Below are 20,245 nucleotides of genomic sequence, written 5' to 3'. Positions count from 1 at the left end.
GTAATGGCAACGGGTGCGCCAAAGCCTGCAGCACCTTCTAAAAACGTACCAAAAGCAAAGCCAACCAGCAGCATTTGCAAACGCTGGTCTTCAGTAATCGATAAAATTGAAGAACGGATAATGTCAAACTGACCCGTTTTTACTGAAATTTTATAGAGGAATACTGCGCCAATGATGATCCAAGCAATTGGCCATAAACCGTAAAAGAAGCCATAAACCAGCGATGAAAGCGCCATCGACAATGGCATGTCATATAAAAATAAAGATACCAGAAATGCTAGAGCGACCGTAATAGTTGCGGCCACACTGCCCTTCATCCGAAACACAGCCAGTGCAAGGAAAAAGAAAATAATAGGAATAAGGGCAATCGCACTGGAAATCCAGATATTCCCCATAGGATCGTAAATCTGTTGCCAAGATTGAAGCATTGTCATCTCCTTGAAATGCTTACTGGGACATTATTGGTGGTCTGAATATTTGACAAATATCCATAATTGGTCATACCAATATTAAATTAAAACAAAAAAATATTCACATTTTGGCAAATATACTAGTTTTTGTTTAATTAAAGATCAATAGTGGTCTGATTAAAATAATATTGGTCAGACCAATAAATACTGGAATTCATATCACAAATTTTTTAAAAAAATGCGCTAAAATTAATGAATAGCAACTTAATCTTTGTTTTTATTTAATTTTTTAAATATAGCCATTGAATTTTTCAACACGTTTACAACTTTAGTCTAGCATCCCGATTTTTTTATTAATTTCATTTTTTTAACACTCTAAATGAGTTTAGGAATTCTTTTATGAAATATGCTTAGTTGAAATAAAGTCAATAATAGCAATGCGCTGCAATTATTCAGGAACAATGATGGCAGGTTATTTTTCTTAGCCAGAATTGCAATATGAGGATAGTGAAATAAATTGAAGTTTGATTTATTTCATCTCTTGTTATGGTGTAACCATTACCGAATTGTAGCCATTACCGAAATATTTGTCATTTTTTAACTGAAAGGCATAAATTTAATATCATTAATATAATGCGGCTGAATGAAAAATTTTGCGTATTTATTTTGATCCATTTCCCTTCTTTATAATTAAATTAACTCCTTCATCAACCGCTAAAGATCTATCACTTTAAAAATTGTAGATATTTTTTTTGATTGCTTATTTTTACGAAAAAAAATTTTCCTAAAAGTGCTACAATTGAGGCAACTATAGATTCTCCTCGGCTACCAATTATCGTGGTGCCTATTTCATATCGTTAGGACTTACAATGACTGACAATGCAACTATCTTGCAGAATGTACCAGTAGGCAAAAAAGTCGGGATTGCCTTCTCTGGTGGCCTTGATACCTCAGCTGCTTTATTGTGGATGAAACAAAAAGGTGCTGAACCTTATGCTTATACAGCAAATTTGGGTCAGCCAGATGAAGAAGACTACGATGCAATTCCCAAGAAAGCTGAAGCTTATGGCGCAGTAAAAGCTCGTTTGGTGGACTGCCGTTTACAGCTTGCACTTGAAGGTATTGCTGCAATTCAATGTGGCGCTTTCCACATTAGCACGGGTGGTGTTCCTTATTTCAACACGACTCCATTGGGGCGTGCAGTAACAGGCACTATGCTTGTTACCGCAATGAAAGAAGACAACGTAAACATCTGGGGTGACGGTTCAACTTATAAAGGTAACGACATTGAACGTTTCTACCGTTATGGTTTGCTGACTAACCCGAACCTTAAAATCTATAAGCCTTGGTTAGACCAAACGTTTATTGATGAATTGGGTGGTCGTGCCGAAATGTCGCAATTCTTAATCGACAACGGCTTTGACTATAAAATGTCAAAAGAGAAAGCTTATTCAACCGATTCAAACATGTTGGGTGCAACTCACGAAGCCAAAGACCTTGAATACCTGAATGCCGGTATCAAAATTGTCGATCCAATCATGGGCGTTGCGTTCTGGAAAGATGATGTTGAGGTTAAACCTGAACTGGTATCTGTGACTTTCGAAGAAGGTACGCCAGTTGCCTTGAACGGCCAACGTTTTGACAATCCGGTTGAATTGATTCTTGAAGCGAACCGTATCGGTGGCCGTCATGGTCTAGGTATGTCGGATCAAATTGAAAATCGTATCATCGAAGCTAAATCTCGCGGGATCTATGAAGCTCCGGGTATGGCCCTTCTTCATATCACTTATGAACGCCTTGTAACCGGTATTCATAACGAAGATACCATCGAACAGTACCGTATCAACGGTTTACGTTTAGGCCGTTTACTTTACCAAGGCCGTTGGTTCGATTCTCAAGCATTGATGCTGCGTGAAACTGCTCAACGTTGGGTGGCTAAAGCAGTGACTGGTACTGTTACTTTAGAGCTTCGTCGTGGTAATGACTTCACCATCATGAACACTGAATCTGAAAACCTCACTTATGAAGCTGAGCGTTTGACGATGGAAAAAGGTGATTCTATGTTTACGCCTATGGACCGTATTGGTCAGTTAACCATGCGTAACCTAGACATTACAGATACCCGTGCGAAACTCGGCATCTATACCAATGCAGGTCTTCTTGCTGTGGGTACAGGTTCTGCAGTACCTCAATTAAAAGACAAAAACAAATAAGTTTGTTTGATGTTAAAAAAACCGCCTAAATGGCGGTTTTTTTATAATATTATTTTGAGTATTTAAGCAATATTTGTGGTTCGAATAGATTGATAATAAATTTGGTTTCGCCCCAGGTGTTTGGCCCGATATAAAGCTTGATCGGCAATCTTGAGTAATTCTTCTTTGCTCACCTCATTTTCGCCACGATAAACTGTAATCCCCAGACTAATCGTAATGTAGCTCGACACCAATGATTTAGCATGTGGAATTTCCAAACGCTCTATGGCCTTAAAAATATTCGATGCAACTGCATAGGCACCATGGGCATCTGTTTCTGGCAATAACACCACAAACTCTTCACCACCATAACGCGCGACAAAATCCATATGTCGAATGGCATTTTTAACAGATTTAGCAATGGCAAAAATAACATCATCGCCTTTTTGATGACCATAAAAATCGTTATAGTTTTTAAAGAAATCCACATCGATAAACAAAATAGAGAGAGAGTTATGGTCTAGACGAGTCTGCTGATAAAAAACCTCCATCATTTCATCGAAAGTACGGCGATTTGAAATTTTAGTCAGTTCATCGTGCTGACTCAGATGCAATAATTCTGAATTATGAATGCGGTGAATTTTTTCACTAATTTTGGCCCGCATCGAATACAAATAAATCATCCGTTCACGTGCAAAAATCATATGACTAATCACATAACCCAATACACTACTTCCAGTAAGGATACGACCCAGTACCATCGCATCAAAATTAACATGCAGTCCAAAAAACAGAACAATTGTGAACATTGCGGCCGACACGCCTGTCAACAACATGTGAAATGGTTTTACCCCAGTCAAAATATAGCCAAGAATATAAATAATACACAATATAGCCGTAGCCTGATGCTGGAGCACAACCGTTTCCACGGTCATCGTTAACCACGATATGGAAACAATGGCCCAAAACTTGATGCCCATTGCAGCCTGGGCAAAATATGGACGCATTTTAGGGAAATAAGCAAAGAAGAATAAAAGCAGTAAACATACACTACCATTCACCAGTGCCAACATGGATTGTACGAAATCGTGGACGAAATATTGCTTGTCGATAATCCAGTAATCACTTGGAATCATGACCATCATAAAAACAAAATAGCTTAAAACACCACCCCAGAAATATTTTTCGACATGCTTACGCGCGCGTTCTAAATTTTTAGCCCAAAATTCCTGTTCTAATTTTTTTGGAAAAACTTGTCCTACGCGGTGACTTTGCTGCGCAATGAGTTCTTCTACTTTTTCTTTATCGTACTGTAATTTAGCCAGATTATACTTGTATTCCATTTGCAAGCATTGTGTAATTCTTTTTCGTTACTTAAAAATAGCACAATTTTATGATAGATATTTAAATATCTATCACCATTTGTCTTTAATTCTGGTTACCCTTTTCACACTTTATGGATTATCATTTGTTTTATTTGTCCGATTAAAATGACCTTGAATACAATCACTCTTCTCCAGCCAGATGATTGGCATGCTCACCTTCGTGATGGTCTTGCTTTAAAACGTACGGTTCCAGATTTAGCCAAACAGTTTGCGCGCGCAATTTGCATGCCAAACACTGTTCCTCCTGTGAAAACAGTTGAAGAAGCTAATGCTTATCGTGAACGGATTTTGGCACATGTCCCTGAAGGTATCTCATTTGATCCCCGTATGGTGCTTTACTTTACGGACTTCACCCAACCGAGTGAAGTTAAAAAGATTAAAGAATCTGAACATGTAAATGCCATCAAGCTCTACCCTGCTGGTGCAACCACAAATTCAGACAATGGCGTCAGCGATATTCGTAAAGTCTATGCTGTAATTGAACAACTTGAAGAGCATCAAGTGCCTTTATTGCTACATGGTGAAGTTACTCATAACCATGTCGATATTTTTGATCGTGAAAAACGCTTCCTTGATGAAGTACTTTCTCCATTATTAAAACAGTTCCCTAAGCTTAAACTGGTGCTTGAACACATTACCACCAGTGAAGCTGCGAACTTTGTACTTGAACAAGACCGCAATGTAGCTGCTACTATTACCCCGCAGCATTTATTGTTTAACCGTAATGATATGCTGGTGGGTGGTGTAAAACCGCATTTTTATTGTTTGCCGATTTTAAAACGTCAGACCCATCAGCAAACTTTACTTGAAGTGGCGACCAGCTCGAATCCTAAATTTTTCTTGGGTACAGACAGCGCGCCGCATTCAAAAAATGCTAAAGAAAATGCATGTGGCTGTGCAGGTTGTTATAGTGCACCTACCGCAATTGAATTATATGCTCAAGCTTTTGACCAAGTGGGCAAAATTGAGCGCCTAGAAGGCTTTGCCAGCCACTTCGGTGCTGACTTTTATGGTCTGCCGCGCAATACCAATACCATCACCCTGGTCAAAGAAGAGCAAGTTATTCCGACAAGTTTAGACTACTTGGATGGTGAAAAAATTATCCCTCTATATGCGGGTAATACCATTCAATGGAGAAAAGTGTGACAGATGAAACCCAACCAATAATTGGTCAGCGTTTCCGTGGTTTTTTACCTGTTGTTGTCGATGTCGAGACAGCAGGTTTTAACTCGAAGACCGATGCCTTATTGGAAATTGCAGCAATTCCCATCATTTATAATGAAGAAGGTCAATTTGTGCCAGGTGAAGCTCACCATGCACATATTAATCCTTTTGAAGGGGCCAATTTAGACCGTCGTTCACTGGATTTTATTGGGGTTGATCCATTCAATCCGATGCGTATGGCCATGGCTGAAGATGAAAAAAGTGCCTTAAAACGTATTTTTAAATCTGTAAATGAAGTTCGTCGTCAGCAGAATTGTACCCATGCCGTTTTGGTCGGCCATAATGCACATTTCGATTTAGGTTTTGTACAAGCAGCAATTGCACGTACGGGAACTAAAAATCAAAATCCATTTCACAGTTTTTCTGTATTCGATACCGTGACTTTAAGTGCAGTCATGTTTGGTCAAACCGTACTGGCAAAATCGTGTATTCACGCTGGAATTGAGTTCGATGGCAAGGAAGCACACTCTGCTTTATACGACACTCAAAAGACTGCGGAACTGTTTTGCTATATTTTGAACAAACTCGCACCTCATCTCCTTGACACTCTGGCGGCGGATCAATAAGATACCGCCATCTTCTAAACGTCCCTATCGTCTAGAGGCCTAGGACATCGCCCTTTCACGGCGGTAACCGGGGTTCGAATCCCCGTAGGGACGCCATCTATTTATATCTTCTGTTTAATTTAATCTCCCCCAAACAAATTTCTTTTGTTTAGTTCTGCCATATTCTTAATTTTTCTATCTCATTGATTATTTCAACTTATATTAAAAGTTTTATAAAAATAATTCTCATTTCTATTTATTAAATTCTAAAAGTTACTGAACAACATAGATCAGCCACTGCAAGTATCGGTGAAGGCGCAACATCCGGCAATTTAATCAACTTCAGGACTTGCTTTCTTATAGTCTGAAGTCGGTCGTTAATCCTATCAATTTTAGCCATACACAACACACATGGACGCTTGGCGCAGGCTATGACCATTACAATACCCATTTAACCAGTGGCCAATCCTGCCAAACAGATGACATCCCTTGTGATTCTGCAACCACTTTAAGACGCTAGCTTTGACCATTCATAATGTGACCAATCGCAAAAACACGTATACCCGCTCAATTTTGAATTTCAACACATTAAAATCGTAAATCGGTCGCCAATTTATTGCAGATATTAATTTTAATTTTTAACTCCTGAGCACATCGGTAATCTTTTTTATGTCTGTTTACATACTTACGTTCCCCCTCTCCCTCTCCATACCTCTGCCATGATATTAAAAAAAGTTTTTATTGTTTTCGTGCTTCTACTGCCTTCGGCTATCTATTTATTTCTTGTCCACAAAGATGCAGAGCATGCCAAAGAATCCTCTACAGCAGCCCCCGCAAGTACCGGCACAACAATCACAAAAATATAAGACACCAGACCACTAAAAATGGTGTAAGTAATTCTTTTAAATCATCTGATTTTCTTATTAAATTTATTAATGAGTCAGGAAAAAACGATTTACATGAATATTCACACAATCAACAATTAAAATAGATCTTTCAACTCTTTTTCTAGATTATGCAATCTCCTATTCAACCTTCGCAGCATTCAGACGCTGAGGGTCAAAGCAGTTCGTTAAAAAGAGCCATGACCAAACGTCATCTCATTATGCTCTCCCTCGGTGGTGCAATCGGTACCGGTTTATTTCTGGGTTCTGGTCAAGTCATTGCACAAGCAGGTCCACTGGGTGCAGTCATTGCCTATATTATTGGCGGTTTAATTGCATACATGGTGATGCTTTGCTTAGGTGAGCTTGCAGTACATTTACCCGTGTCCGGTTCATTCGGTGCATTTGCATCCAATTATATTGGACCAGGTACAGGCTACATGGTGTCCTGGATGTACTGGCTCGGTTGGTCAGCAACGCTAGGTACGGAATTTACTGCCGCTGCGTTACTGATGCAGGAATGGTTCCCCAGCACCTCTATCTGGATCTGGACGCTGATTTTCGCCAGTGGCGTACTGCTGTCCAACTTGAGTTCAACCCGAACTTTTGCCGAATCTGAATTTTGGCTTTCAATGATTAAAGTCGCTACCGTTCTCGTTTTCATTGTTCTAGGTTTTGGTGCTATTTTTGGTTTCATTCCTTTTCAAGGTTATGAATCGGCTCCACTGTTTGCAAATTTAACCGAACATGGCTGGTTACCCAATGGCATCTTCCCTATTTTTGCCACTATGCTGATTGTCAATTTTGCATTTAATGGTACGGAAATGATCGGGATCGCAGCTGGCGAAACCGAAAATCCTGAGAAAAATATACCCAAAGCCATTAATGCGGCTGTCTGGCGCTTAATCATTTTCTTTGTCGGAACCATTATTGTCATTAGCTCTCTGCTTCCTTATCAGGATGCAGGACTCAATGCAGGTCACGGTTTAAGTAGCAGTCCGTTTGTATCTGTATTTAACTTGATGGGCATTCCTTACGCGGTGGATATTATCCGTTTTGTCATTATTACCGCATTGCTCTCCACTGCAAATTCTGGACTGTATGCCGCTTCCCGCATGATGTGGGCCTTGGCTGCACAAAACCAGCTGCCTCGCGTGTTTGCCAAAGTCAGTAAATCCGGTATTCCTGTAGTGGCGGTACTAGTCACCATGATTGGGGGCTTACCCGGCTTGCTTTCAGAACAATTTGGCGCAGATGTCATCTTTAAAAACTTGCTGGGTGTGGCTGCATTTACCATGGTCATTGTCTGGATGAGTATTTGCTGGAGCCAGTTTAATTTCCGCCGTCAATGGCTCAAACAAGGTCATAATGTGGGAGAACTTAAATTCCGTACGCCGTGGTTTCCACTAGTACCGATTCTGGGTTTTGTTTGCTGTACGGCAACAGGTTTAAGTATGGCCGCCGACCCTGAAATGATCTCTGGTTTTATTGGCTGTCTACTGTTTATGGCAGGCTGTTATGCCAGCTATTACTGGCTGTATCACAATAAAAATTAGTCCTTAATCGTATTATGAATGTAGCGCAGTTAAAAACTGCGCTTTTTTTATCTAGATTTGTCATTTTTTATGCAATCAATTCAATATTTTAAAAATAATGCAATTACAGGTTTGACAGTCCCTTTAAAAATCCATAATATACGCATCACCTCCTAACGACCCTATCGTCTAGAGGCCTAGGACATCGCCCTTTCACGGCGGTAACCGGGGTTCGAATCCCCGTAGGGTCGCCATATATCGTGCTATACGATCATTCAAGCTTCAATACTTCTCATTATTACATTGCAGATTTGTAGTTTTTCACTACAATAGCTCGCTTCATTTGTCTTTTTTGTTTTTCTCTTATGCAGTCATCTCATACTCCGAATGATGCTTCGCATCAGGGCAATTCTGCGCCTTTAAAACGCGCTATGAGTACTCGACATCTGGTCATGATTTCGCTTGGTGGCGCAATCGGGACAGGTCTGTTTTTAGGTTCGGGTGAAGTCATTGCACAAACGGGGCCTGTAGGTGCCATCATCTCCTATGTATTGGGCGGTTTAATTGCCTATGCTGTTATGCTTTGTTTAGGCGAACTTGCGGTACATATGCCCGAATCGGGTTCTTTTGGTACATATGCACGAAATTATATTGGTCCAGGTACCGGCTATACCGTCACTTGGCTTTACTGGTTAACTTGGGCGGCGACCCTCGGTACAGAATTTACCGCTGCTGCATTATTGATGCAGGAATGGTTCCCTCACGTATCGGTCTGGCTATGGACCATTATTTTTGCTGCAGTGGTTTTCGGCCTAAATATGAGTTCAACGCGTTGGTTTGCCGAATCTGAATTTTGGTTATCTTTAGTTAAAGTACTGACTGTTGTTGCCTTTATTTTACTGGGGCTATTGGCTATTTTCGGTATTTTAAACTTTAATGGTTATGAGTCTGCTCCCCTGTTTAGTAACTTAACCGCTCAAGGCTGGTTCCCAAAAGGCTTGTTTCCCATTTTCGCAACTATGCTGATTGTCAATTTTGCCTTCTCCGGTACTGAATTGATTGGTGTTGCAGCCGGTGAAACCAAAGATCCGGCGAAAAATGTACCCAAAGCCATTAATGCAGCGATTTGGCGTTTATTGATTTTCTTTGTCGGTACCATCGTGGTCATCAGTGCGCTTTTACCGCATCAAATGGCCGGCCTAAATGCTGAAGGCGTCAGTAGCAGTCCATTTGTTACTGTGTTTACCCATATCGGCATTCCATACGCTGAAGACATTATTCGTTTTGTGATTATCACGGCTTTATTATCTGCGGCAAATTCAGGTTTATTTGCTGCATCACGTATGATGTGGTCATTGTCTGATAAAAAACAATTACCTGCGGTTTTCTCTCAAGTAAATCATCGCGGTATTCCATTTGTGGCCGTGATGGTCACCATGCTGGGTGCCTTACCGGGTCTATTGTCTGAACAATTTGCCCCAGAGACTATCTTTAAGAACTTATTGGGCGTTGCAGCATTCACCATGGTGATTGTATGGATGAGTATCTGTTTAAGTCAGTTCAATTTCCGTCGGCAATGGTATAAACAGGGTCATAGCGCAAAAGACTTAGGCTTTGCTGCACCCTTGTTTCCTCTTGTACCCATTTTAGGTTTTGTGTTCTGTTTTATCACGGCAATAAGCATGGCATTCGATCCTGAAATGCTACCGGGCTTTATTGGCTGTTTAATCTTTATTGCAGCTTGTTATCTCAGTTACTATGTTTTCTATCGAAAGCAAAACTGACACATAAAAAGAGTGGTCAAGTACCACTCTTTTTTTTAAGCTGACAATGACCTCTATAAAAAATCTGATCCGGTATGAAAATCATTTTTATTCACGGTATGAATCAACAAGCTTATGATGCAAATTCATTAAAACAACATTGGTTAACTGCCTTTCAGTCAGGTTTAAGTAATTTACACCTCGATATTGACCTAAATTCTCTGGATATTAGCTTGCCTTTTTATGGTGATTTACTCAGTAAGCATCACTTATACAACAGCTTGGATTTACAAACATTTTTACCAAAATCAATTGCACATCTGCATCTTCCATTTCACTTAGCAGGTCACAACACCTGTATTGATCAAGAAAATAAACCTTGCATCACTTCCTTACCCACCTTCAATCCAAATCACTCTGAAACGCTTACGCAGCGTTTATCCGTCATTTCTGCACTGACCAAAGACCATGCGTTCAGGGAATTATCCATGTTCCTTAATCATTATCCCAAATTGCACGAAACCGTGATTCATAAATTTTTAATTGAAACCTATTTGTACTTATCCAATCCCGACTTCATGCAGGAGGTGCACCAAAGAATCATGTGTCATATCATCCCCGATGAAGACCATCTTATTGTGGCGCATTCATTAGGATCGGTGATCACCTACAACCTGCTGCATCAATTTACAAATTTTAGAATTCAACGCTTTATTACCCTAGGTTCCCCGCTGGCGTTTAAAGTCATTCAAGCCAAACTTCCTTTACCTATTTGTAGACCCCCACAACTTCACGGAGACTGGTTCAATTTTTATTCACTTAATGATTTTTTAACTGCATTTCCACTCTCTGAAGCACCGTTTAATTTTGAACCACCGATTATTAATCAGGCAATTGTAACCCTGATTAATAATCCACACAGTATTATGGGCTATTTAGAACATCCTGCTGTCATCAAAAGCATCATGGATACCTTAAAGTGCAAAAAATAGGGTATTTCAAAGTATATTTCACCTATTTGTTTTATTTTTATTCACTTGATTGAGTTTTTAAAAATTATCACTGAAAAAGGTTTGACAGCTTTTAATATCCACCCTATTATACGCCCACCTCTGAAACGTCCCCATCGTCTAGAGGCCTAGGACATCGCCCTTTCACGGCGGTAACCGGGGTTCGAATCCCCGTGGGGACGCCAATTTATATAGATGACCCTATCGTCTAGAGGCCTAGGACATCGCCCTTTCACGGCGGTAACCGGGGTTCGAATCCCCGTAGGGTCGCCATATTCGAGATTATAAAATCTCACAAAAAAGCCTGAGCATCATGATTCAGGCTTTTTTGTTTTTAAATATTGTTAAATCCAAAATCGCTTTCCGTTGTGTATTTTTCAATCTCGGAAAACTCTCACCATTTTTTGCTTATATGTTTTCTAAATTTCAGAAACAAATCAGGTTCTTTTTAGACATCACATAAAAGCAGACTCATCTTTCCACTTTCAGCAGAGAAAATACATCAGTCTGTTTTTATGTTTAATTTTAGATTTTATAAGGTCATCCGTTTAAGCACTACGTCGTGAATTAATCTGCCCTTTTATAATTGCAGTGATATTGCCTTTGGCATATTTAAAGAAAACTTTCAGTGGCGAGAGTTTTGGATTCGGACGTTTGCCTCGTGCGATCTCTTTAAACTGTGCGGCATACCAGATAATTTCCATGATCGCCATTTTGTCGACCATCGGAATACCGGTTTTGATTTTATCCACCGCATAACGAACATCCTGCCCAGCAATCAGACGATCGGTTAAATCTGGTTCCACCGCCAATGGACGGGCAATTCCAATAAATTCGCATGCACCACTGTCCAGTGCAGCATTCATCCCTGCTACCGTACGGAAGCCACCCGTTACCATCAAATGACATTTGACTTGCTGACGAATGTTCTGGGCAAAATCGAGGAAATAGGCTTCACGGGCAATGGTACTGACTTTTCGTTTATCTGCTTTAGCTCCAGCCATTGCAGGTGCTTCATAAGTTCCGCCAGAAATCTCGATCAGATCAATCCCTGCTGTATCAATTGCCTTAAAAACTGCAATGACTTCATCTTCGGTAATGCCGCCACGCTGAAAATCTGCCGAATTCAATTTTACGGAAATGATGAATTGATCCGAAGTGACTGCTCGTACTGCTTTATAAATTTCCAGCAAGAAACGCATGCGGTTTTCTATCGAGCCACCCCATTGATCCTGACGTTTATTGGTCAAGGGGGATAAAAACTGACTGATTAGATAACCATGTGCGCCATGCAGCTGCACGCCTTCAAAACCGGCTTTTTCACAAATTTGAGCAGAGGTGGCAAAACGCTGAATAATGTCGAGAATTTCCTCTTCACGTAATTCACGCGGTGTACCAAACGTGGTCGCGAGCATCGGGCTAAAAGGTACAGCCGACGGCGCTACGGTTTCCCTATTTAAACCTTTAGGACACTGACGGCCTGGATGGGATAACTGGATCAGTTGCACCATGCCATGTTGTTTACCCACCTGCGCCCATTGTTTCAGCTGAGTCAAATCACGCTCTGATTCAATCACCACCACGCCCGGTTCATTCTTGGCACGAAAGTCCACCATCACATTTCCGGTAATTGCACAGCCCAGACCACCTTTGGCCCAGGCTTCATACAAACCCAAATGCAACTGACCCGGCTGACCTGCATCATTTGCCAAGGCTTCACTCATCGCAGCTTTGATAATTCTATTTTTAAAGGTGATCTTTCCAATGGTGATCGCTTCAGCAAGATGGCTCATATTTCAATCCTAATTTATTTGTATTTTATTTAGAGTTAATACCCTAACCTTATTCTGCAATCCGTCAATGGCTATTCTGACAATATGACGTGTCAGTAATTTTAAACATACTGACTAGCTTGAATCAGTTGCCGGGTATATTCAGTTTGTGGATTTAAAAACAATTGTTCCGTGCTTTGAAACTCCATCACTTGAGCATTGCGCAGCACCAAAACTTTTTGACACAGGGCTTTCACCACCTGTAAATCATGACTGATAAATAAATAACTGATTTTGTGCTCTTGCTGTAAACGTCTTAACAGCTTCACGATGGCACGCTGAGTGGTGCGATCCAGTGCCGAGGTGGGTTCATCCAGAATAAGTAACTTCGGTCGTAATACCAAGGCACGCGCCAATGCCACACGCTGACGCTGCCCGCCTGAAAGTTCATGCGGATAACGCGTTCTAAAACTGATGGGCAATTCCACTTTTTCCAAAGCTTCATCAATCCGCTTTGATATCTCAATCGCTGACAATTTTTTTAAAGCTAAACCTTCGCCAATGGTTTGCTCGACATTCAGCCGTGGATTTAAACTGCTAAACGGATCCTGAAATACAATCTGGAATTCGGCACGTAAGGGACGTAACTGCTTTTCATTGCACTGGTTTAAATCTGTGCCAAGCAGAACAATTTCACCATCGCTTTTAATCAAGCGGGTAATGGCTAAAGCCAGCGAACTTTTGCCCGAGCCACTTTCACCGACAATGCCAATCGATTGCCCTTGCCCCAACTGTAAATCGAGCGGTTCAACCGCTATAAAGTAGTCTTTGACCCGATTCAGCAATCCTTGCTTAATGGGAAACTTCACCGCGACATTGCTTAAAGTCAACAAATTTGGGCCATCTGCACCTTGAATGGCTTCGCCAAAATCATGATTCAGTAAATCCCGGGTATAGGCTTGTTTCGGGTGATTGAAGATTTCCGTAACGCCGCCCTGCTCTTCAACCAGACCTTTATTCATTACAATCACCTGATCGGCATAGCGATGCACCAGATTTAAATCATGGCTGATCAGAATCATCGCCATATTTCGGCTTTGCTGTAATGATTTAAGCAGATGTAAAATTTGCGCCTGTAAAGTGACATCCAAAGCGGTGGTTGGCTCATCCGCAATCAAAATGTCTGGATCTAAAGCCAAAGCCATGGCAATCATCACCCGTTGCCGCTGTCCACCTGAAAGCTCATGCGGATAACGGCGCAATTTATCTTCAGGCTCACTAATCCCGACGTCATTCAGCAATTCAACAATGCGTGCCTGCGTCTTTTGCTTTGACCAGCCTTGCAGCAATAAAGTTTCGCCAATAATTTTTTCCACCCGGTGTAACGGATTTAAAGCCGTCATCGGCTCCTGAAAAATCATGGCAATTTTATGGCCACGAACTTGTCTGAGCTGTTCAGTTTTAAGGGTCAGCAAATCCTGTTTTCCCAACCTAGCCTGACCTTTTATTTTTAAGGTACTCGGTAATAAGCCAAGTAAAGCCAGACTACTAATTGACTTGCCTGAACCACTTTCACCGACAATGGCAATGGTTTCACCTGCATGCAGCTGAAAATTCAGGTCATCCACCAGAACCTGTTGTTGATGCTGAATATTGAGATGCTCTACGCTTAATAGCGCTTGTGGATTATTGGCGTCTTGGATCGAATGCATCGCGTGTCGCCTCCCCGATATAAATCAATAAAGATAGGACAATTGCCAAGGTAAAGAAGCCCGAAAGCGCGAGCCACGGTGCATTCAAATTGGATTTACCTTGTAATAATAATTCACCTAGTGAAGCAGCATCGGGCGGCAAACCGTAACCTAAAAAATCCAAAGCGGTCAGTGCGGTAATATTGGCCGTCAACATAAAAGGTAACTGCGACAGACTGGAACTCATGGCATTGGGCAATATATGACGCAGCATAATGGTTCGGTCTTCTACACCCAGACTGCGTGCGGCACGGACATAATCCAGATTGCGTGCCTTTAAAAATTCAGCACGAACCAGACCTACCAAAGTGGTCCAGCCGAACAGCAGCATAATCAGAAACAGCCAGTACACGTTCGGGGTAAACATGCTGACCAGAATCATCACCATGAACAACATGGGCAGACCACCCCATACTTCCAGAATGCGCTGACCCAGCAGATCCACCCATCCACCGTAGTAGCCCTGAATGGCCCCGACAGCGATTCCAAGAATGGCTGAAGCAATGGTCAAAGCAAAACCAAACAATAGCGATACGCGCAAACCATAAAGAATACGCGCCAGTACATCACGTCCTTGGTCATCAGTGCCTAACCAGTTTTGCGAGGTCGGTGCAGAAGGTACCGGAACTGCCAGTTCCAGATTAGGCGTTTGATAGGAATATTTAATTAGCGGCCAGACTGCCCAGCCTTTATCGTTGATGAGTTGCTGTACCACCGGGTCTTTATAGTCGGCTTCAGTTTCAAAGACACCGCCAAAAGCAGTTTCCGGATAGGATTTTAAAACTGGTATATACAGTGAATGATTATATTTCACTAACAGCGGTTTATCATTGGCAATTAATTCAGCAGCCAGCGACAACACAAAAATGACAGTAAAAACAATTAAACAGGCAAAGCCGAGTTTATTTTCCTGAAAACGTTTTAAGCGTGCATGCATCAAAGGTGACATTATTCAGCACCTCGCGAATCAAAATTAATACGCGGATCAATCACCTGATACAGTACATCGCTGATTAAACGCAGAATTAAACCCATTAAGGTAAACAGGAACAAGGTGCCAAAAATCACCGGATAATCACGCTGTTGAATGGCTTCAAAACCCAACAATCCCAAACCATCCAGATTAAAAATAATTTCAATAAACAGGTTGCCGACAAAGAAAATTCCTATCAAAGCTTCCGGCAAACCAGCAATCACAATCAGCATCGCATTACGAAAAACATGACCGTATAGCACCCGCGATTCAGTTAAGCCTTTAGAACGCGCCGCTAGGACATACTGCTTGTTCAACTCTTCCATAAACGAATATTTGGTTAAATAGGTTAGGCTGGCAAAACCACCAATCACCATCGCCAGCAAAGGCAAAGTCATATGCCAGAAATAATCTTTAATTTTACCCAATACACTCAGTTCACTAAAATTTTCTGAAACCAGTCCCTGAAGTGGAAACCACTGAAAATAGGAACCGCCCGCAAAAAACACGACCAGCAAAACTGCAAAGACAAAAGACGGTACCGCATAACCGATCGCCAATAGCATAGAGGTGGATTTATCAAACAGCATGCCATGCTGACGCGCTTTTTTAATGCCTAAAGGAATAGAGACCAGATAAATCAGCAAAGTGCTCCATAGTCCTAATGACAAGGAGACCGGCATTTTTTCCCAGAGCAGTTGGGTTACAGGCTTGTCTTTAAAAAAACTGGTGCCAAAATCGAAAGTCACATAACTTTTCAGCATCATCCAGAAGCGTTCAGGTGCAGGCTGATCAAAACCATATTGCGCTTTGATCTTCTCGACCATTTCTTCGCTCAAACCTTTTGCACCCTGATAATTGCTTTTGGCCGTAGCAGTTTCACCACCCGTGGCGCCCAAGCCTTGAAAAGCTTCTGCCTGTTGAATAGCTTGCTCGACTGGCCCCCCGGGTGCAATTTGAATCACCACAAAGTTAATCAATAAAATGAAAAACAGTGTCGGAATAATCAGCAGCAGTCTTTTTAATATGTATATGCCCATCGAAACGACGTTCCTTGTGCCTGTGCTATTTGCTTATTGTTGACCTAAATACTGGGTGACTTTTTTGGCTTCTGTTGCATCACTCCAACAATAGTCAATTCCTGTTGAAAGCTTGGGTTTTACCTTAGGCTGATGATACATGTTCCAGTAGGCAAACCAGTTTTCACCTTTACCATAGGTCGGAATTTGATAATATCCGGCACGCAATAAACGATCCAGCACCTGGGTTCTAATGACCAGTTCCTTACGATCAGGCGCACGGATGATCTGCTGGATCACCGCATCAATCACCGGATTTTTGATGCCGGCATAATTATAATTTCCCGGCTGATCTGCCGATGCACTGCCCCAGAACTGTGCCTGTTCATTCCCCGGGTTTAAAGACTGCGGCATCACACTGGTGGTCATGTCAAAGTCCTTGCTACGCATGCGTTCAATGTACTGCGGCACGTCGACATGACGAATGGCAACATCGACACCCAAACGTTTCATGTTGCGGACAAACGGCATGAGCGTACGTTGCAAACCATCTTGATGGATTAAAAATTCAATCCGAATCGGCTTGCCTTTGCTATCGAGCAAACGGCCATTTTTAAAGATATAGCCTGCTTTGATAAGTAATTGACGTGCAATTAGCAAATTACTACGGTTAAAACCACTGGCATCGGAGACTGGATATTTCCAATCCTTTAGCACGCCTTGGCGTTGAATCGGATTGAGTTTGGCTAGATATGGTTTTAAAACTGCCAGCTCTGCAGGACTTGGAACACCTTTGGCTTCAAGCTCACTATTGGCAAAATAACTCTGTAATCGTCGATATTGACCATAGAACAGCGCCTTGTTTTGCCATTCAAAATCGTAGGCATAGGTGATGGCCTGGCGGAATTTGATGTCTTGAAAAGGTGTGCGGCGGGTATTAAACACAAAACTTTGCGTCGGAATCGGGTTTTTATGCTGGAATTTGTATTTCACAACCATGCCGGTTTTTACAGCCGGAAAATGATATTCCGTGACCCATTTACGCGCAGTAAACTCTTCATGCAGGGTATATTGACCCGACTTAAAACCCTCAAAAGCAATATCCAGACTGCGGTAATACACATACTTCAAACGGTCAAAGTTATAACGCCCTTTATTGACCGGTAAATCTTTAGCCCAATAATTCGGGTTACGTTTGTAGGTAATACTGCGACCAGCATCAATTCGATCAATCAGATACGGTCCTGAACCCAAAATCGGCTGCATGGTGACCCGGGTGAAATCTTTGTTCTGCCAATCCTGTTTAGAATAAATCGGCATTTGCGATAAAATCAGCGGCATCTCAGCATTATTGTCAGACTTGAAAATCATCTTTACCGCATATTTGGACAATACTTCGGTTTTATCCAAATCAGTCAGATACATTTGCAAACCCGGATTAGACTTGGTCTGATACGCATCGAAACTAAATTTCACATCTTCGGCAGTCACTGCACTGCCATCACTAAAGCGTGCTTTGGGGTTTAAATGGAAAATAACATATTTGGTTTTATCCGGATCAAAGGTGACTTTCTCCGCCAGCAATGGATACATCACCCCAGGTTCATCCAGTGAACTCGACATCAGCGAGTCAAACAGACGATCAACGCCCTCTGTTGAACTGCCTTTGCCATTCATACTATTCAGGTTATCGAATGTGCCATTGCTTGCTGTACTTAAATAACCGCCTTTTGGGGCATTGGCATTTGCATAAGGCATGACCGACAAGCCTGCATATTTCGGCTGGCTATGGATTGCGATATAAGGCGTGGTCTGTACTGCAGCCCACAGCCCTTGCGTCACAAGACTCACCCCACAAGCAAAACCAAAACGTTTTGCGAAAGCAAATGACATCTAAAATGACTCCCTGTCTTTGCGTATAATTATAAGTTTGGCACTTTAATGACATCACCAATACGCAATTGAGTATTGGGTTGAATCGCGTTCATTTCAGCCAGTTTGCTGCTCTGCAAACCATAACGGTTGGCTAGACCAATCAAGGTATCACCGCGTTTGACTTTATAGTCAATCACTGTTTTAGGAACCATAATCTGTTGACCGACACGTAAACCTGCCCGTGCATTCAGCTCATTTAACACTGCCAATTCAGCAACCGATATTCCTGCCCGACTGGCAATCGCATTTAAAGACTCACCTGGTTTTACAGTATAAGCATCAGCATTTTTTGATGATTTGGCGGCTTTTAGAGTGGGTGATTCAATTTTTTCTTCAAGCTTCGGAAGCTCCCCTTCAATTTTCAAACGTTGCCCACTCCGTACAGTTGAAGTTCGGGTTAAACCATTTAATGCAGATAAATAATCCAGCTGTAAATGATATTTTTTGGCAATACTGCTCAGTGTTTCGCCTGATTTTACCGTATGCATATCTGGCTGTTTTTCGAAGCTCACTTTTTCATTTTTTGCTTCAACTTTGTCTTGAGCAGCTTCTTCACCACTCAGTTTTAAGCGCTGTCCAACACGCAAACCTGTATTACGGTTAATGCCATTAATATTGGCAATATAATCCATGCCTAAATTATATTTCGCTGAAATAGCCGACAAACTATCACCCGACTGCACGGTATAACTTTCAGGAACATTTGAACCTGCAGGAATTTTTAGGGTCTGACCGACTTGTAAACCGCTGCTATTGGATAATTTATTAAGTTGTGCCAGTTCAGTTAAAGAAATTTTCGACTGTGCTGCAATACTGGACAAAGTATCACCCCGTTGCACGCGATAGCTTTCAGTCTTATACGAAGGTTCTACAGCAGCCGTTTCTGCTTTAACTGCCGTGGCTTTTTCTTCCTGCTTCGTTTCTGCCTTGGTTTCGACTTCATTTAATGGCACATTAATTTTTTGCCCCACCATTAAGCTGCTGCCCGCAGTTAAACCTGTAGTCAAATCTGCCAGCTCTTGATTAGACAAGGCATAACGGTCTGCAATCAGCTTTAAATATTCACCACGTTTGACCACATAGGACTTGGTTTTCACTTTGGCAGTGGATTTTGCGTTACTGAGCTTAGTTTCAGCAATATCGGAATTACTTGCAGCAGTTTCCTTTAACGACAATTTTTGCCCAACACGCAAACCGCTGCTAACGGATAAATTATTGTAATCCGCAAGCTGTTTAAGCGACAGGCCAAATTGGCTAGCCACTGCAATCAAACTATCATTGGCTTGGACGACATACGTTTCAGGCTGTGTTTTTGCCTTAGTTATAGCAGTCGTTTCTGTGTTTTGCGGTTTGGCATCGTATAGATAAATACTGGTTCCCACATATAGCGCTGAGCCAGGATCAATCTGGTTCCACTTTGCCACATCACGCCAGTTCAAACCATTTTTCATCGCAATAACAGTTAAGGTGTCTCCCGGAAGAACGGTATAAGTACTGCGTTTTCCTTTCGGTGCTGTAACCACAACTTCTGAATCCGTCTTAACGTAGTTTTTACCTTGGTTACGTTTTGCTTCGTCAGAATCAGCTTTGGTATTTTCCGCTACCCCCTTAGGATAAGAAAAACCTTTGGTCAACTCTTTACCTTGTTGCTCTGCCACAGACTGACTGGTTTGAATCGCAGTGAGTTTAATTTTACCGTCAAAAGGATCGGTAATTTCTGTGCCTTGCGGTGCAAGGGCTTTCAGCTCTGCCACCACTTTGTCTTGTTCAGCTTTGCTGGCAACCGGTTGTAGCACCTGCTCGACTGTTTTATTTTCACCTTCAGCTCTTACTGCAGCCAAAATTTG

14 protein-coding genes and 4 tRNA genes are annotated in these 20,245 nt (G+C 41.7%); 10 read left to right on the top strand and 8 right to left on the bottom strand.

Annotation, left to right across the window (positions count from 1 at the left end):
* On the bottom strand, window positions 1–434 hold a 434-nt coding region (locus AY606_RS01305), incomplete at its 3' end, for an L-lactate permease (RefSeq protein WP_171255346.1).
* Window positions 435–1,279: 845 nt separating this feature from the next.
* On the opposite strand from AY606_RS01305, the gene argG reads away from it, so the two are divergent.
* Entirely contained in the window at window positions 1,280–2,623 is a 1,344-nt protein-coding gene (gene argG / locus AY606_RS01300) for an argininosuccinate synthase (RefSeq protein ID WP_067863538.1), read from the top strand.
* Between the two features lie 62 nt (window positions 2,624–2,685).
* Here the strand turns inward: argG and AY606_RS01295 are convergent, their stop codons facing one another.
* Window positions 2,686–3,945 carry a GGDEF domain-containing protein gene (locus tag AY606_RS01295; RefSeq protein WP_067863535.1) on the bottom strand — a complete coding sequence of 420 codons (1,260 nt, stop codon included), beginning with the start codon at window positions 3,943–3,945 and terminating at the stop codon, window positions 2,686–2,688.
* Window positions 3,946–4,098: 153 nt separating this feature from the next.
* On the opposite strand from AY606_RS01295, the gene pyrC reads away from it, so the two are divergent.
* From pyrC to AY606_RS01250, 9 genes are all read left to right on the top strand, one after another.
* On the top strand, window positions 4,099–5,133 hold the full coding sequence (gene pyrC / locus AY606_RS01290) for a dihydroorotase (RefSeq protein ID WP_067864490.1): 1,035 nt from the start codon (window positions 4,099–4,101) through the stop codon (window positions 5,131–5,133).
* Complete coding sequence (gene rnt, locus AY606_RS01285) at window positions 5,118–5,777, top strand: ribonuclease T (protein ID WP_067863532.1); 660 nt, start codon at window positions 5,118–5,120, stop codon at window positions 5,775–5,777. Before pyrC ends, rnt begins: the two co-directional genes overlap by 16 nt.
* A 20-nt stretch (window positions 5,778–5,797) precedes the next feature.
* A tRNA-Glu gene (locus tag AY606_RS01280) sits at window positions 5,798–5,873 on the top strand.
* Between the two features lie 898 nt (window positions 5,874–6,771).
* Window positions 6,772–8,196, top strand: coding sequence for an amino acid permease (locus AY606_RS01275; protein ID WP_067863528.1), 1,425 nt, complete (start codon window positions 6,772–6,774; stop codon window positions 8,194–8,196).
* Window positions 8,197–8,353: 157 nt separating this feature from the next.
* Window positions 8,354–8,429 (top strand) — tRNA-Glu (locus AY606_RS01270).
* A 111-nt stretch (window positions 8,430–8,540) separates the two neighbouring features.
* Window positions 8,541–9,959 (top strand): amino acid permease, encoded by a 1,419-nt coding sequence (locus AY606_RS01265; protein ID WP_067863525.1) that lies wholly within the window; start codon window positions 8,541–8,543, stop codon window positions 9,957–9,959.
* Between the two features lie 74 nt (window positions 9,960–10,033).
* Complete coding sequence (locus AY606_RS01260; RefSeq protein WP_067863522.1) at window positions 10,034–10,930, top strand: hypothetical protein; 897 nt, start codon at window positions 10,034–10,036, stop codon at window positions 10,928–10,930.
* A gap of 127 nt (window positions 10,931–11,057) precedes the next feature.
* Window positions 11,058–11,133: transfer RNA gene (locus AY606_RS01255), tRNA-Glu, on the top strand.
* A 12-nt stretch (window positions 11,134–11,145) separates the two neighbouring features.
* Window positions 11,146–11,221 (top strand) — tRNA-Glu (locus tag AY606_RS01250).
* 275 nt (window positions 11,222–11,496) lie between these two features.
* On the opposite strand, the gene AY606_RS01245 is transcribed toward AY606_RS01250, so the two are convergent.
* From AY606_RS01245 to AY606_RS01220, 6 genes are all read right to left on the bottom strand, one after another.
* Window positions 11,497–12,741, bottom strand: a complete 1,245-nt coding sequence (locus AY606_RS01245) for an NADH:flavin oxidoreductase/NADH oxidase family protein (protein WP_067863519.1) — start codon at window positions 12,739–12,741, stop codon at window positions 11,497–11,499.
* Window positions 12,742–12,842: 101 nt separating this feature from the next.
* Window positions 12,843–14,432, bottom strand: coding sequence for an ABC transporter ATP-binding protein (locus AY606_RS01240; RefSeq protein ID WP_067863516.1), 1,590 nt, complete (start codon window positions 14,430–14,432; stop codon window positions 12,843–12,845).
* Window positions 14,407–15,420, bottom strand: a complete 1,014-nt coding sequence (locus tag AY606_RS01235; protein WP_067863514.1) for an ABC transporter permease — start codon at window positions 15,418–15,420, stop codon at window positions 14,407–14,409. The genes AY606_RS01240 and AY606_RS01235 overlap by 26 nt, the downstream gene beginning before the upstream one ends.
* Window positions 15,420–16,484: a microcin C ABC transporter permease YejB gene (locus tag AY606_RS01230; RefSeq protein WP_067863511.1), complete on the bottom strand. Its 1,065-nt coding sequence runs from the start codon at window positions 16,482–16,484 to the stop codon at window positions 15,420–15,422. Before AY606_RS01230 ends, AY606_RS01235 begins: the two co-directional genes overlap by 1 nt.
* A 33-nt stretch (window positions 16,485–16,517) precedes the next feature.
* A complete protein-coding gene (locus tag AY606_RS01225) occupies window positions 16,518–18,356 on the bottom strand; it encodes an extracellular solute-binding protein (RefSeq protein WP_067863508.1) in 1,839 nt (612 codons plus the stop codon).
* 29 nt (window positions 18,357–18,385) lie between these two features.
* The coding region (locus AY606_RS01220) for a lytic transglycosylase (RefSeq protein ID WP_155858103.1) at window positions 18,386–20,245 on the bottom strand (1,860 nt) is incomplete at its 5' end.

It is taken from the genome of Acinetobacter sp. SFB (assembly GCF_001647545.1).
Taxonomy (GTDB): domain Bacteria; phylum Pseudomonadota; class Gammaproteobacteria; order Pseudomonadales; family Moraxellaceae; genus Acinetobacter.
The sequence above is the reverse complement of the archived record's forward strand: the minus strand, read 5'-3'. Positions and strand labels throughout refer to the sequence as shown.

What these genes read in the sequence shown, in the direction of transcription:
- rnt (WP_067863532.1), top strand. Translation starts at nt 5,118, where the DNA reads ATGGAGAAAAGTGTGACAGATGAAACCCAACCAATAATTGGTCAGCGT.
- AY606_RS01275 (WP_067863528.1), top strand. Translation starts at nt 6,772, where the DNA reads ATGCAATCTCCTATTCAACCTTCGCAGCATTCAGACGCTGAGGGTCAA.
- AY606_RS01240 (WP_067863516.1), bottom strand. Translation starts at nt 14,432, where the DNA reads ATGCATTCGATCCAAGACGCCAATAATCCACAAGCGCTATTAAGCGTA.
- AY606_RS01235 (WP_067863514.1), bottom strand. Translation starts at nt 15,420, where the DNA reads ATGTCACCTTTGATGCATGCACGCTTAAAACGTTTTCAGGAAAATAAA.
- AY606_RS01230 (WP_067863511.1), bottom strand. Translation starts at nt 16,484, where the DNA reads ATGGGCATATACATATTAAAAAGACTGCTGCTGATTATTCCGACACTG.
- AY606_RS01260 (WP_067863522.1), top strand. Translation starts at nt 10,034, where the DNA reads ATGAAAATCATTTTTATTCACGGTATGAATCAACAAGCTTATGATGCA.
- AY606_RS01265 (WP_067863525.1), top strand. Translation starts at nt 8,541, where the DNA reads ATGCAGTCATCTCATACTCCGAATGATGCTTCGCATCAGGGCAATTCT.
- AY606_RS01245 (WP_067863519.1), bottom strand. Translation starts at nt 12,741, where the DNA reads ATGAGCCATCTTGCTGAAGCGATCACCATTGGAAAGATCACCTTTAAA.
- argG (WP_067863538.1), top strand. Translation starts at nt 1,280, where the DNA reads ATGACTGACAATGCAACTATCTTGCAGAATGTACCAGTAGGCAAAAAA.
- AY606_RS01225 (WP_067863508.1), bottom strand. Translation starts at nt 18,356, where the DNA reads ATGTCATTTGCTTTCGCAAAACGTTTTGGTTTTGCTTGTGGGGTGAGT.
- AY606_RS01295 (WP_067863535.1), bottom strand. Translation starts at nt 3,945, where the DNA reads ATGGAATACAAGTATAATCTGGCTAAATTACAGTACGATAAAGAAAAA.